Source organism: uncultured Shewanella sp. (assembly GCF_947495455.1).
Taxonomy (GTDB): Bacteria; Pseudomonadota; Gammaproteobacteria; order Enterobacterales; family Shewanellaceae; genus Shewanella.
Genome location: NZ_CANLZC010000069.1, coordinates 18,634 through 31,904, shown reverse-complemented (window position 1 = coordinate 31,904; position 13,271 = coordinate 18,634). Strand labels below are relative to the sequence as shown.

The 13,271-nt window shown below is 40.4% G+C and carries 14 protein-coding genes and 1 pseudogene; 7 read left to right on the top strand and 8 right to left on the bottom strand.

All coding sequences use genetic code 11. The features are described 5' to 3' along the window. From Q0791_RS16665 to Q0791_RS16650, 4 genes and pseudogenes are all read left to right on the top strand, one after another. Positions 1–1,543: pseudogene (locus tag Q0791_RS16665) on the top strand (hypothetical protein); the annotation flags it as partial. Positions 1,544–1,638: 95 nt separating this feature from the next. Further along, positions 1,639–2,037 (top strand): hypothetical protein, encoded by a 399-nt coding sequence (locus Q0791_RS16660; RefSeq protein ID WP_299008766.1) that lies wholly within the window; start codon positions 1,639–1,641, stop codon positions 2,035–2,037. A 47-nt stretch (positions 2,038–2,084) separates the two neighbouring features. Further along, on the top strand, positions 2,085–2,423 hold the full coding sequence (locus tag Q0791_RS16655) for a hypothetical protein (RefSeq protein WP_299008764.1): 339 nt from the start codon (positions 2,085–2,087) through the stop codon (positions 2,421–2,423). Positions 2,424–2,953: 530 nt separating this feature from the next. Continuing rightward, positions 2,954–3,430, top strand: coding sequence for a DUF1097 domain-containing protein (locus Q0791_RS16650; RefSeq protein WP_299008762.1), 477 nt, complete (start codon positions 2,954–2,956; stop codon positions 3,428–3,430). A 154-nt stretch (positions 3,431–3,584) separates the two neighbouring features. Here Q0791_RS16650 and xthA read toward each other — a convergent pair whose 3' ends face one another. The 5 genes from xthA to Q0791_RS16625 form a co-directional block, all read right to left on the bottom strand. Continuing rightward, positions 3,585–4,391, bottom strand: coding sequence for an exodeoxyribonuclease III (gene xthA, locus Q0791_RS16645; RefSeq protein WP_299008760.1), 807 nt, complete (start codon positions 4,389–4,391; stop codon positions 3,585–3,587). 17 nt (positions 4,392–4,408) lie between these two features. After that, positions 4,409–4,708, bottom strand: a complete 300-nt coding sequence (locus Q0791_RS16640; protein ID WP_299008758.1) for a YciI family protein — start codon at positions 4,706–4,708, stop codon at positions 4,409–4,411. Then, the gene (locus tag Q0791_RS16635) at positions 4,708–5,253 is read right to left on the bottom strand and encodes a septation protein A (protein WP_299008755.1); all 546 of its coding nucleotides are present in this window, start codon (positions 5,251–5,253) and stop codon (positions 4,708–4,710) included. The genes Q0791_RS16640 and Q0791_RS16635 overlap by 1 nt, the downstream gene beginning before the upstream one ends. A gap of 78 nt (positions 5,254–5,331) precedes the next feature. Beyond that, entirely contained in the window at positions 5,332–5,667 is a 336-nt protein-coding gene (locus Q0791_RS16630) for a hypothetical protein (RefSeq protein ID WP_299008752.1), read from the bottom strand. A gap of 128 nt (positions 5,668–5,795) precedes the next feature. Further along, the gene (locus Q0791_RS16625; protein ID WP_299008749.1) at positions 5,796–6,113 is read right to left on the bottom strand and encodes a hypothetical protein; all 318 of its coding nucleotides are present in this window, start codon (positions 6,111–6,113) and stop codon (positions 5,796–5,798) included. Positions 6,114–6,313: 200 nt separating this feature from the next. Here Q0791_RS16625 and Q0791_RS16620 point away from each other — a divergent pair, with 200 nt between their 5' ends. Beyond that, on the top strand, positions 6,314–7,156 hold the full coding sequence (locus Q0791_RS16620) for an SDR family oxidoreductase (protein ID WP_299008746.1): 843 nt from the start codon (positions 6,314–6,316) through the stop codon (positions 7,154–7,156). A 20-nt stretch (positions 7,157–7,176) separates the two neighbouring features. After that, entirely contained in the window at positions 7,177–7,815 is a 639-nt protein-coding gene (locus Q0791_RS16615) for a thiol:disulfide interchange protein DsbA/DsbL (protein ID WP_299008742.1), read from the top strand. A 122-nt stretch (positions 7,816–7,937) separates the two neighbouring features. Here Q0791_RS16615 and Q0791_RS16610 read toward each other — a convergent pair whose 3' ends face one another. Next, positions 7,938–9,596, bottom strand: a complete 1,659-nt coding sequence (locus tag Q0791_RS16610) for an FMN-binding glutamate synthase family protein (RefSeq protein ID WP_299008738.1) — start codon at positions 9,594–9,596, stop codon at positions 7,938–7,940. Between the two features lie 162 nt (positions 9,597–9,758). Here Q0791_RS16610 and Q0791_RS16605 point away from each other — a divergent pair, with 162 nt between their 5' ends. Further along, positions 9,759–10,265, top strand: coding sequence for a GNAT family N-acetyltransferase (locus tag Q0791_RS16605; RefSeq protein WP_299008735.1), 507 nt, complete (start codon positions 9,759–9,761; stop codon positions 10,263–10,265). A gap of 67 nt (positions 10,266–10,332) precedes the next feature. Here Q0791_RS16605 and fur read toward each other — a convergent pair whose 3' ends face one another. Beyond that, entirely contained in the window at positions 10,333–10,764 is a 432-nt protein-coding gene (gene fur / locus Q0791_RS16600) for a ferric iron uptake transcriptional regulator (protein ID WP_299008732.1), read from the bottom strand. Positions 10,765–11,080: 316 nt separating this feature from the next. After that, positions 11,081–13,165: an elongation factor G gene (fusA, locus tag Q0791_RS16595; RefSeq protein WP_299008729.1), complete on the bottom strand. Its 2,085-nt coding sequence runs from the start codon at positions 13,163–13,165 to the stop codon at positions 11,081–11,083. Between the last annotated feature and the right edge of the window lie 106 nt (positions 13,166–13,271).

Sequence of the window (13,271 nt, the reverse complement as noted above, 5' to 3'; positions counted from 1 at the left end):
TGTGGGCAGTGATTTTACTCAAATAAAAACGGCTTTTCATGGTGATGGTGAAAATGATGGTGCTTGGCAAACATTAGTTTCAGGTCTAGGAAAAGGCTGGTCTGCGGTTGGTAGTGGGATCACGCAATTAAAAAATGTGGGCAGTGATTTTACTCAAATAAAAACGGCTTTTCATGGTGATGGTGAAAATGATGGTGCTTGGCAAACATTAGGCTCAGGTTTAGGGCAAGGTTGGAAAATTGTCGCCGATGGTATTAAAGGCATTTCTCATATAAAGGGGGATATGGAACGTATTCACTTTTATTTTTCCGAACACAGAGCCGGTGATAGTTTAAATTTATCAGCAATTAATCAGTCATATGTAGATGAAAGAACACAAATCAAAAATGAATATAATGAAACCTTGACTCATTTAGATAATATTATTGAAAGAGAGAATGGCTCTTTATTGGCTAGCCTGAATAAGGGATGGGTGAATATTCAAAAAGGAGGAAGTTTAGCGCTATCAGGTCTAAAGCAAGTTGGTGAAATCGCGTTTAAAGCGACTTATAAGTATGGGTTGGTTTCCTTAGTTGAAGGTGCTGGTCACCTTGGTTCCATAGTTTCACGAAGCCTGCAATCTCTGGGTTCTGTCGTTATTGGCAGTACGGCTATGGCTGGTGCAAGCATTGTCGGTGGATTGGGATTAGCGACAACAGAAGTGGCGGCCTTTGTTGGTGATGCGGCCCTTAGAGGAACAGGGGCTGTGTTATCAGGAGTGGTTGGTGGAACAGCGATGGCGGGAGCCAGTGTTGTCGGTGGATTGGGATTAGCGACAACAGAAGTGGCGTCCTTTGTTGGTGATGCGGCCCTTAGAGGAACAGGGGCTGTGTTATCGGGTGCTGTAGGTGGCACAGCGATGGCGGGTGCGAGCATTGTTGGTGGATTGGGATTGGCGACAACAGAAGTGATGGCCTTTGTAGGTGATGCGGCCCTTAGAGGAACAGGGGCTGTGTTATCGGGTGCTGTAGGTGGCACAGCGATGGCAGGAGCCAGTATTGTTGGTGGATTGGGATTAGCGACAACAGAAGTGGCGGCCTTTGTTGGTGATTCGGCCCTTAGAGGAACAGGGGCTGTGTTATCGGGTGCTGTAGGTGGCACGGCGATGGTTGGTGCGAGTATTGTTGGTGGATTGGGATTAGCGACGACAGAAGTAGCGGCTTTAGTTGGTGATGTGCTCCTTAGAGGGACGCAAAGTGGAGGAGCGATACTAGGAACCCTTCCACTTGCTGGTACTTATATTATCGCTAAAGGTGTGACAGGACTAACAGAAGGATTAACCCATGGTGTTTTAGGGTTAGGGCAAATTGGTAGGGCTATGACTTACCCTGCTGGTCTAGCTGTTGGAAGTACATATTCGCATATTAAAGGTCAAATGAACTTTACTAATATGTTTTTGTTGGCTGATGAAATGGCACAAGCAGGCAATGAGAACAACTTAGGCTCAGAGAATAATCAATTATCTAATGTTGGCTTTGGCAATAATCAATTATTAATGGCATAAAAAATTAAAATGAACAGCATGACTTAAGCACTCAAGTCATGCTGTTCATTATCTGTGACATAAAAAACATTATCAATTATTTTTAGAGAATTATTATGAATCAAGATGAAATAAAAAAACTGGAAGCTCAAAAAGAGGCTGTTTTTCGTAAGTTGATTGAAGTGTTACTGTCTTGTACTAATGGTATTCAATTATCTGATACTGAAAAAGCCCAGCACGCGTTTGATGTATTACAAAGGCTAAATGCGGCTTGTATTGCTGAAGTAGCTGTGAGTTTGGATAATACCTCGCAAATATCAGATGAAGTTGCGCAAAAAATGAAAAGCTTAGCATTAATGATTTTTGATGAGAAGAAAAAGTTAGCGGACAGCACAAATAAGAAAAATGCTGATACTTCGAATAACAGTACTGCAAGTTTATCTAGGCCTAAAAGTTCGCAACAGTTGTCCTCAGTGATGAATAATGCAAGACGACCTAGTTTTAATCGCACATAAGCCAAATTATAACTCATGACATCAACTGAAGTAGTAGGAGGAAGTGAATGAGTAATATTGAAAAAAGTCATCAGGATAAGGTGATAGAAGATAAAGACAATGAGCTAATTGAAACCATTATGCAGTTGCTTATTGCTGCGGAAACAAAAGAGAATGCTCCTTTAATTGATCGTATTCGTAAAAGTTTTCAAGTTTTAGAGATGGTTTCTGCTATTTGCATTGCTGAGGCTGCTGAGGATACAGAAAACTTAGCAGAAATTAGTACGCAATTACATGAAGGAGTCACCAAGCTTGCTGTGATGATCTTTGAGGAGAATCGTAAGGCAAACCTCAATATAGAAAAAAATCAAAAAGGGGAGGAAGGTAAGGATTATATTAGGGCTTAAAGTAAATTCCGCTGGCGAGTATAACATCTGGTTATGCTGTTTAAGCTAGCTTTTCAATGCTAATCAATATATTGTGTCATTTCTGCATGATATTTAAAAGGAATGGCGCAAGCATTATTGTTTAGGCTAGGTGAATTGTTAAAGTGTACTAGCTCAGACCTGATCTGACAGTTCCCCCTTTTTGAATGACCTAAGTGGTGCTCCTTCCTTGCTATACCTTATCTTCATTATTTTTGTTAATCAATGGAGTGAGTAATGTTTTTTCTATTAAATAGTGTTTTTTTTGTCAAAAAAAGGTAATTTACTCTACTTGTAAATTATGTTTATCTAATGCAGTTTTAATTGAGCTTTACAATGGCTCATTTTTTATACTTCAAGATAATAACAATAAATAATAAAAAACGCGTTGGTATATCGTTGCTAGTGTCAAATTAAGTCTGCGTTATCAGATGCATTTTGATTTGATGCATTTTCTAAAAGCTATGGGTTTTTAGATTGAAGCTTCTATATAGCAAAAGATGGAGAGGTTGATGGAAAATCGTTGGGCTGTGGCTTTGTCGGCAGGATTGTTAGCCGTTGTATGGGCGGGTGTGGCTGATGTGTTTAATTGGGTGACTTGGCTTGGTTTTATGGGGTGTAGTACCTTTTTTGCTCAGACATTACCTGGCCTTAAAGGGATGTTTATGGCTTGGGCTACTAACTTGTCCGGTGTGTTTTGGGGATGGTTGATTATGAGTGTCAGTGGTTTTTTTGTGTCTCCGATCATTGGGTATGTCATGACAGGGTTAGTGACAGCCGCTATGTGTCTGCAAGCCAGTTTTAGTCGTTTGGCTTTTATTCCTGGCACATTTATTGGTTGTTGTGTCTGCTTTGCATTAGCGGGGGATTTGGCTGTGATTATTCCTCCATTAGTTATTGGTGGTGCCTTAGGTTTGAGCATGAGTATATTAACGAGGCAATTAGTGAGTTTGAATAGTAAATTATCAAAAGCACAACCGATAAAGTGAATTAACCTTAGTGATATAGAAAAGTGATATAGCAAAGTGATATTGTGTTATGGGTGAAAGATACTGTAGAGCTTGTCACTCTACAGTACTTTTTAATACTTTGTTTAAGCACTGTATTTTAGTACTTTGTTTAGTGCTTTATTTTAAAAGCGTCTTATTTAAAGCTGCTCCAAATAGGGGCATGATCAGAGGGCTTTTCAATGCCTCTAAGATCATAATCGATATCACTTTCAATCAATTTTTCTGCCAGTGAAGGAGTGGCCAGTACCACGTCGATGCGCAGTCCTCTATTATCGACAAAGCCTTTGCTGCGATAATCAAACCACGAGTATCTCTCTGTTCTATTTGGGTGGAGCTGACGGAAAGTATCGATTAGGCCCCAATCGAGTAAGGTGGCCAACCATTCACGTTCTTCAGGTTGAAAACTGCATTTTCCGGTTTTTAACCAACGTTTAGCGTTAACGTCGCCAATACCGATATCAAGATCGATAGGAGAAATATTAATATCTCCAATAATAGCGATGTCTTCTTTCGAATCATGATATTCATTTAAATAGTGCATTAAATCCTGATAAAACTTGCGTTTAGCAGGAAATTTTGTCTCATGATTAATGTTATCCCCTTGAGGAAAATAGCCATTTAATACCGTTAGTCGTCTGCCATTTTCTTGCATGAAGGTGCCTATTATCATGCGCCTTTGAGCGTCATCAAGATCGGTAGGAAAGCCCTTTTGAATTTTTTCTGGTGCTTGTTTAGAGAGCATTGCCACACCGTAATGGGCTTTTCCTCCATGGAAGTGTACATGGTAGCCCATTGCTTCAACATCTGCTAATGGAAAGGCTTCGTCGTGGACTTTAGTTTCTTGTAGGCCAATTATATCGGGTTGATGTGTATCAATTAATGCTTGTAGTTGATGTAGTCTTGCTCTTAATCCATTGATATTAAATGAAACAATTTTCAAAACATGAGTCCTTAGATTTATGGCAGTACGCGCTTAAAAGGTTTAACGATAGTATTTTGATAGACACCAGCAGTAATATAAGGGTCTTGGTTTGCCCACTCTTGAGCATCATCAAGAGAGTCAAAGTCAGCGACCACTAATGACCCCGTAAAACCGGCATCACCTGGATTGTCACTATCAATGGCTGGATGAGGTCCGGCGATGAGCAGCCGACCTTCATTTGCTAAATGTTGCAGCCTTGCTAGATGCGCTTCGCGAACGGACTTTCTTTTTTCTAAACTATCGTCATTATCTTGAGATGAAATCATGTACCACATTACTTTAATTCCTTACGTTGTTCTTCAGACATGTTTTTATAAAGATAAACAATAGTAACAACCGTATTGATCAATGTCAGAGCGGTTAAGCCAAAGACTTTAAAATTAACCCAAGTCTCTTGAGGTAGGCTAAATGCGACATAAATATTGAGTAGACCACAAATGATAAAAAATAATACCCAATACCAAGTAATATGAGCCCATATTTTGTCAGCTACGACCAATTCTTTGCCAAGCATACTTTTAAGGACAGGTTTGTTAATCAATTGGCTGACAGTTAATCCTATGGCGAATAATGCGTAAACAATAGTCACTTTCCACTTAATGAAGGCATCATCATGAAAAAACAAGGTCAATGAGCCAAATACCGCGACCATAGCGAATGTAATCACATGCATTTTTTCAAGCTTTTTATACAGCATATAAGTGACGATCAATTGCAGGGCGGTGGCTACAATCAGTGCACCACTGGCAACATAGATATCGTAAATTTTATAAAAAGCAAAGAAAATAATTAAGGGTAAAAAATCGAGCAACTGTTTCATAAAGTGACATCAATCAAAATAAGTAAAAGTAACCACGAGTGTAGCATGATGTCGAATGAGGAAAAAGCATAGGCAATGTTAAGGACTGAGCTGAAGCAGACTTGTGCTGAGTTTATTGTATGGGTTGTCTTGAGTGATTGACAGGTAAGTGTCCTTGCTAGCATTGGTCGAGATCGGCAGCGTATTCTTAGTGTCTTCATAGTAGACATAGTTGGTAAAAGAGACGTTTCTAAGGTTTTTTCGAATGCTGTCCTTAAATGCGTATGAGGTAATCAATCTATCTGTTTCAATAGCATAACCTACGCCTTTATATTGATAAGAGGTGCTCTGATTTGGCTTAAGAATACCGACTTTAAAGGGTAGGATCAGTAAGGTAAAATAAAGCAATAGGCTCAAAACCATTAACTGCAACATTCTGCCTCCCGAGCTTTTACTGTCTTTATTATTAACCCTAGAAGTGCTCAGGTTTAAATGCAAAAACTCATTGTTACAGAATATGTGCTAATGATTTTTTGTTTTTATATTTGCACTTATATTAGGCCCTAGTCGCAGCCGCAATCTGTTTCACTACGCCAGCAACCTGCGGGACAAAAACAGTCTTTACTTCCGTCTCTGGATGAACAGCTAACGCCGACGGAACTGATCCCCACTTCGGTCATGCTATTGGTTATACTTTGCCGTGCTGATATTTCTGAGAGCCACTCTCCTTGTAGCACTAAGTCGATAAAAACATGTTGCAATTCGCTCCAGTTTGCCTCTGCTTGCATTTGTGTTTTTGAGGTATTTTGATGGGGTTCTGCATAAGTAAAACTGGTGACTAAGAGTAATAACAGGGTGATGCTACGGATAAGTACAGTCATATGAATTCCTTTTTAAATGGAGTGAGTTTAGTAACATTATTCTGGAGCGTTTTGTTATCGCTAATGCGCTTTTGGCGACAAGCCTTGAGTGTAGCGGGGAATGAAATGGGTGCTTAAAAAAATGCCAGATCACTTAAAATGTCCCTTTTTAGGGTAGTTATTAAGATGTAGCTTGATAAACTGATGGAAGGAAAAGGAATATGAAGGTAAACGAGGCAATGATGAAATCGGTAAGTATAGTGGGTTGTGGTTGGTTTGGTTTGCCGCTAGCAAAGGCACTCGTGAAAGCAGGTTTTGATGTTAGGGGCTCTAAACGTTCAAAAGCCCAAGCCATGTTATTAGCGCAAGAGAGAATATCCGGTTTTTGCTTAGATTTAGATGATAGTGAAACCCCTTGTGTGGAATTGGCTGAAAGTGTCAAATCACAGTTAGACAGTGATTATTTGGTGGTGAATGTGCCTCCTGGTTTTAGACATGATCCCGATGCTTATTTGAGACGATTAACCCAATTAAAAGTTTGGGTATCGGATTGTCATTATCAGCGTATTATTTTTATTAGTAGTACTGGCGTTTATCCTTCACAAAATCAAATTGTGACAGAAAGCGATGCAAAAATGCACTCATTAGCCAGTGAACACCTGTTGAAAGCTGAGCAAGTGTTTACTGATCTAGCACAGACTTGTGTGTTGCGTTTTGCAGGACTTGTTGGGCCCAAGCGTCATCCTGGGCGTTTTTTATCTGGCAAACAAAATATTGCCGGTGGTGAATCGCCTGTCAACTTAGTGCATTTAACGGATTGTGTACGAGCAGTGATTCATATTCTTTCTGCTGAAAAAGTGCAGCCAGTTTATAATCTTTGCGCCTTGAAGCATCCGACTCGCGCTCGTTTTTATCAGGTGGCATCAATGCATTTGAATCTGGCTGAGCCTATTTTTAATGATGTGGAGGTTGCAGGAAAAACGGTCGATGGTCGTTTTATTACTCAAGATCTTGGTTTTGAGTATCAGTTTAGTGATCCCATGTCTATGCTGAACGATTGTTGAAATAAAACAGGGTAATATTCATGAAAAAAGCGGTTAGCACTCAGTCATTATTATTCATCTTTTTAATGTGTTGTATGACGTCATTGAGTTATGCCGATTCGATACATTATGTTGAAGGGCAAGATTATACTCATATTTCAGGGTTTCCTGAAAAACACCTCCCCGTAGTACGTGAATTTTTTTCTTATAATTGTCCCCATTGTTATCGTCAAGATGCGAGGTTCGATGACATGGCACGTTTATTAGGGGAAAAAATCATTTTTGTCAGAACTTCTGTAGGAGCGGGTCGACAAACTTGGATTTTGAGCCAAAAAGCTTATTACTTGGCTGAAAAATTTAAGGTTATTAGTCAAGTGCATAGCGCTATTTTTAAACGTATTCATGAACAAGAAGGCAGTTTTAACAATGAGATGGATGTGGTTAATTTTTTTGTTAAACAAGGATTAGAAATTAATGAAGTGAAAGCGGCATTAGCTTCGGCGGATGCCAGTCTAGCCATTGCTAATTATGATCTTCAGACACAGTTATCTGGTATTCGTGGTGTCCCTTCGTTACTCGTCAATGGGCAGTATCTAGTGAACTCGACATCACAAAGCCCAAAGCAGCTCAGTCAATTGGTGCAGTATTTAAGTCAGCTGACACTTAAAAAAGAGCAATGAACATTGATATCAGCTGAATCCTGTATCTTCAAGTGTCACGGATATTAAGTCATTTGCCGCTTAAAAAGCCGCAATAATGGCGTTGTTCATTGCCATAGTGCATAAGGTGTGACAATGAACATTTATTTCCTGCTGCTGACACTGTGGAAGGTAAATTCCTGAGGCGTTAAAATATATAAGTCATCGGAGACAAATTCATCGCTCTTGGCTTGGCTCCACCAATGATGCCATGGACCCAGATCATGAGTATCTTGCAGCAACGCTTGAGCGGTTAAATGTGTCACTAGGCTGCCCATAGAAATAGCGAGCCCTGACGGGGTGCGTTTTTTGATCATTTGAGGCATAAGATGACTTGGATCGTCCAGTCCCATGGCACCAACTAGCTCATAAAAGTTATGTAAGGTGTTTTTGTGGAAATGCATAACACGTTCACTTTTTAAATTAACATCTATGGCTTTGCTACGAACAGGATCTTGTGTGGCCACACCTGTTGGACACAGGTTAGTGTTACAGTGTCTTGACTGGACGCAACCAATGGCAAGCATCATGGTTCTGGCAGCATTGACTGTATCGGCACCTAAGGCTATTTTAGTCAGTAAATCGAAGCTTGATGCCGTTTTTCCTGAGCCGATAATGCGAATTTTGTTTCGAAGATCGACTCCAATGAGCGCATTGTGAACAAAGTAAATGCCTTCAAGGCAGGTCATGCCTAAATGATTACTAAACTCTAAAGGCGCTGCACCTGTTCCACCTTCAGCACCATCAACCGTGATAAAGTCGGGTAGAATATTGGTTTCTAACATGGCTTTACAGATACATAAAAATTCTGCAGGATTCCCTACACAAAGCTTAAAACCAACGGGCTTTCCGCCACTTAATTGACGTAATCTTTGAACGAAGGTTAATAATGCGATAGGTGTCGTACATTCTGGATTAACGGCGGGCGATACGCAGTCTTGCCCTTTGGCAATATGCCTAATTGAGGCGATTTCATCTGTGATTTTTGCCGCGGGTAATACGCCACCATGCCCAGGTTTTGCCCCTTGAGAAAGTTTGATTTCAATCATTTTTATTTGAGGCTTATTTGCCATTGCCTTAAACATGTCAGCATCAAACTGGCCTTCACGGTCTCGGCAACCAAATAAACCTGAGCCGACTTGCCAAACCAGATCGCCACCATGTTTTAAGTGATAAGGGCTGACACCTCCTTCACCTGTGTTATGAAAGCAATGGGCTTTTTTTGCGCCTAAATTGAGCGCTTCTATGGCGTTACGGCTTAGTGCACCAAAGCTCATAGCGGAAATATTGAGATAAGAAGCGTGGTAGGGTTGGGTACAATCATCGCCGCCAAAGGTGATTTGTTTTGCTTCAGGGGCAACCACCTTAGGGTTAAGAGAGTGCCATGCACTTAAGTAGTTTTCTTCAATTAAATCACGCTGAGTACCAAAGGCAATAGTGTCCCTGACATTTTTAGCTCTTTGATAGACTAAGGAGCGTTGTTCACGACTAAAAGGCCGCTCTTCTTCATTATTAGCGATAAAATATTGTTGAATTTCAACACGAAATGATTCAAGAAAATAACGAATATAAGCGACAGCGGGGTAAAGTCGATTTAAATTATGTCGGCTAAAATGTAAATCATAGAAGCCGATAATGGTATAGAGCAAAGTGAAAGCGAAGATGATAAGTGAGGAGAGATCATTGACATAAAGCCATAGTGCTAAGGCTAATAGATTACCTAGGCTGGCGACGAACCAGTAAACTTTTTGCATAGGTGTCATAGGAGGATCCTTTATCAAGATGTAAAGAATGCGAACGTGATTGATGTAACTATAGCAAGATAGGGGTTAGTCTCATTGTCTTTTTTGAGTTTAAGTTCACTGAGTTTAGCGAATTAAATGATATGACCTATAGTTAAAATAGAGAAAATTTGGGAGCATAGCATGGTTGTTACAGAGACAGATCGGTTATACCTTCGCCGATTTACCCCTGAAGATGCCAAAGCCGTTTTTTTATTGAATAGCATACCTGAAATTTTAAGTCATTTACCTGGCTCGCCATTAAGGTCAGTCGAAGAGGCGCGACAAGTTATTATTAATATTGCTTTACCCGCTTATGCTAAGTTTGATTACGGGCGTTGGGCTGTTATCCATAAGAAAGATAAGCGTATTATTGGTTTTTGTGGTCCTAAATACCTTAGCCGTTACAACGAAGTCGAATTGGCTTTTCGTTATTTGCCTGAGTATTGGGGGCAAGGCTATGCGACAGAAGCGGCTATTGCAGCATTGAATGTTTGCCAAGAATACCATTTAGCTGGGCTAATCGCTTTGGTTTTACCTGGTAATAAAGCGTATGAGAAAGTGCTTCATAAAATTAAGATGCATGAAATTAAGCGCGATCATTATTTAGGTTATCGCGTAAAAGTGTTTCACCGTCTTTTTGATCATTGATGTTACAAAATGCAGTGAGATCTTATTAATAAAAAAACCAGCGATAAGCTGGTTTTTTTATTTTTGTTTACTGTGGTTCGTGGTGACACTGGCCATCGGCGCAAACACCGTATAAATACAAACTGTGGTTAGTCAGCTTGATGTTATATTGTGCGGCAATTTCATCTTGGCGTTGTTCAATGATGTCATCGGCAAATTCGATCACTTTACCACAAGATAAACAAACGAGGTGATCATGATGATGTTGGGTCGCAAGTTCAAATACGGCTTTACCACTTTCAAAATGGTGACGTGTCACAATACCCGCATCATCAAACTGGTTTAATACACGATATACGGTAGCTAGGCCAATTTCTTCACCTAAATCTAATAGTCTTTTATAAAGATCTTCAGCACTGATGTGTTGGTTTTCGGGCTCTTGCATGAGCTCTAAGATCTTTATTCGAGGAAGGGTGACTTTCAACCCTGCTTTTTTTAGCGCTTGATTTCCATCAGTCATGATGCATCTCTTATTTGCAGAACGATTAGCATAAATGTTAATGGTTCATTTGTGGCCGTTGAAACCATTATATGTGTACCAGTAAAAAACTGAAACCTTTGATTTATCTATATCCTCTCAATTGAATAATAATTATAGGTTATTTTTTTTTATATGAGATAAAAGCCGCGATTTAAGCTTACTTTATGTAATGTTATTGTGTTTATTGAGGAAATAATAGAAGCAATGGGTTGAAGGGAGGGCAATGAGAGAGTGAATAAAAAAACCCCATAAAATGATTTATGGGGTTTCATTTGATTAAAGAAGGAAAGCGATATTACTTCTTCTCGTTTCTTTCTTTCACTTCAGCAATCACTTTTTCAGCAACGCTGTTAGGACATGGTGCGTAGTGAGCAAATTCCATAGAGAATTGACCACGGCCCGATGTCATGGTACGCAGTGAACCAATGTAACCAAACATTTCTGATAATGGTACGTCAGCTTTAATACGCACGCCTGTTACGCCAGCCATTTGATCTTTGATCATACCGCGACGACGGTTAAGATCACCAATCACATCACCTACGTTGTCTTCTGGGCTGAAAACATCTACGTTCATGATAGGTTCAAGCAGTTGAGCACCGGCTTTAGGCATAGATTGACGGAAAGCGCCTTTAGCAGCGATTTCAAACGCGATAGCCGATGAATCTACTGCGTGGAAAGCACCATCAGTCAGTTCTAATTCAACGTCAAGTACTGGGAATCCAGCAACTGTACCCGTTTGCATCATTGACTCAAAGCCTTTCTCAACTGCAGGCCAGAATTCTTTTGGTACGTTACCACCCACAACTGAAGAGCTGAAAGTGAAACCAGAGTTTTGCTCACCAGGACGGATAACATAGTCAATCTTACCAAATTGACCCGAACCACCAGATTGCTTCTTATGGGTGTAGCTGTCTTCGATAACTTTAGTGATGGTTTCACGGTAAGCAACTTGAGGCTCACCCACAATAAGATCAACACCATAAGTACGCTTAAGAATGTCAACTTTAATGTCTAAGTGAAGTTCACCCATACCTTTAAGGATGGTTTCACCTGAATCTTCGTCGGTTTCAACGCGGAAAGAAGGATCTTCTGCGATCATCTTACCGATAGCGATACCCATTTTTTCACTGCCACCTTTGTCTTTTGGTGCAACAGCGATAGAGATCACAGGCTCTGGGAAGACCATAGCTTCTAGAGTACAAGGATGCTTAACATCACATAAAGTGTGACCTGTTTGAACATTCTTCATACCCACGATAGCGATAATGTCACCGGCTTGAGCAGAATCTAATTCATTACGCTCATCGGCTTGCATCTCAACCATGCGGCCAACACGCTCAGTTTTTCCTGTGGCGCTGTTAAGGATGGTATCACCTTTTTTGATGCGGCCAGAATAGATACGGACGAAGGTTAACGCACCGAAGCGGTCATCCATGATCTTAAAGGCAAGGGCTTTAAGTGGCGCATCTGCGTCAACAATAGCGTGCTCGCCAGTCTCATTACCTTCTTCATCGGTAAGAGGCTGTGGATCAACTTCTGTTGGTGAAGGTAGGTAATCAACAACAGCATCAAGCAGTAACTGCATACCTTTGTTTTTGAAAGCACTACCACAGTAAGTTGGGAAGAAGTCCATGGTACGTGTACCTTTACGGATACAACGCTTGATGTCTTCCATAGAAGGCTCTTCACCTTCCATGTAAGCTTCCATTAGGTCGTCGTCTTGCTCAACAGCCGTTTCGATTAGCATTTCACGGTATTCTTCAACCATGTCAACCATGTCAGCTGGAACATCTTCGATCTTGTAGTTTTCAGCTTGTCCTGTTTCATCCCATACCCAAGCTTTACGAGTCAGCAGGTCAACAACCCCTTTGAACTCATCTTCGATACCGATAGGAAGTACCATAACGAGTGGGTTAGCTGCTAGTACGTCTTTAGTTTGCTTAACTACGCGTAAGAAGTCAGCACCCATACGGTCTAACTTGTTTACGAAGATGATACGAGCAACTTCTGATTCGTTCGCATAACGCCAGTTAGTTTCTGATTGAGGCTCTACACCGCCACTACCACAGAATACACCGACACCACCATCTAATACTTTAAGAGAACGATAAACTTCAACGGTGAAGTCAACGTGACCTGGGGTGTCAATAACGTTAAAACGGTGATCGTTCCAAAAACAACTTACAGCAGCAGACTGAATGGTAATACCACGCTCAGCTTCCTGTTCCATGAAGTCAGTTGTAGATTCACCGTCATGAACTTCACCGATTTTATGGATTTTACCGGTTAGCTTTAGGATACGCTCGGTTGTAGTGGTCTTACCCGCGTCAACGTGAGCGAAGATACCAATGTTTCTGTACTTTGATAAATCAGTCATTTTTTTACTCTATTGGAGTTACGTTCTAAAATTCCGCGCAAGTATAGCAATACTTTCTGAATTTTTTTATCGATTTTTATCAATTTAAGTTAAATAAGGCCAATTA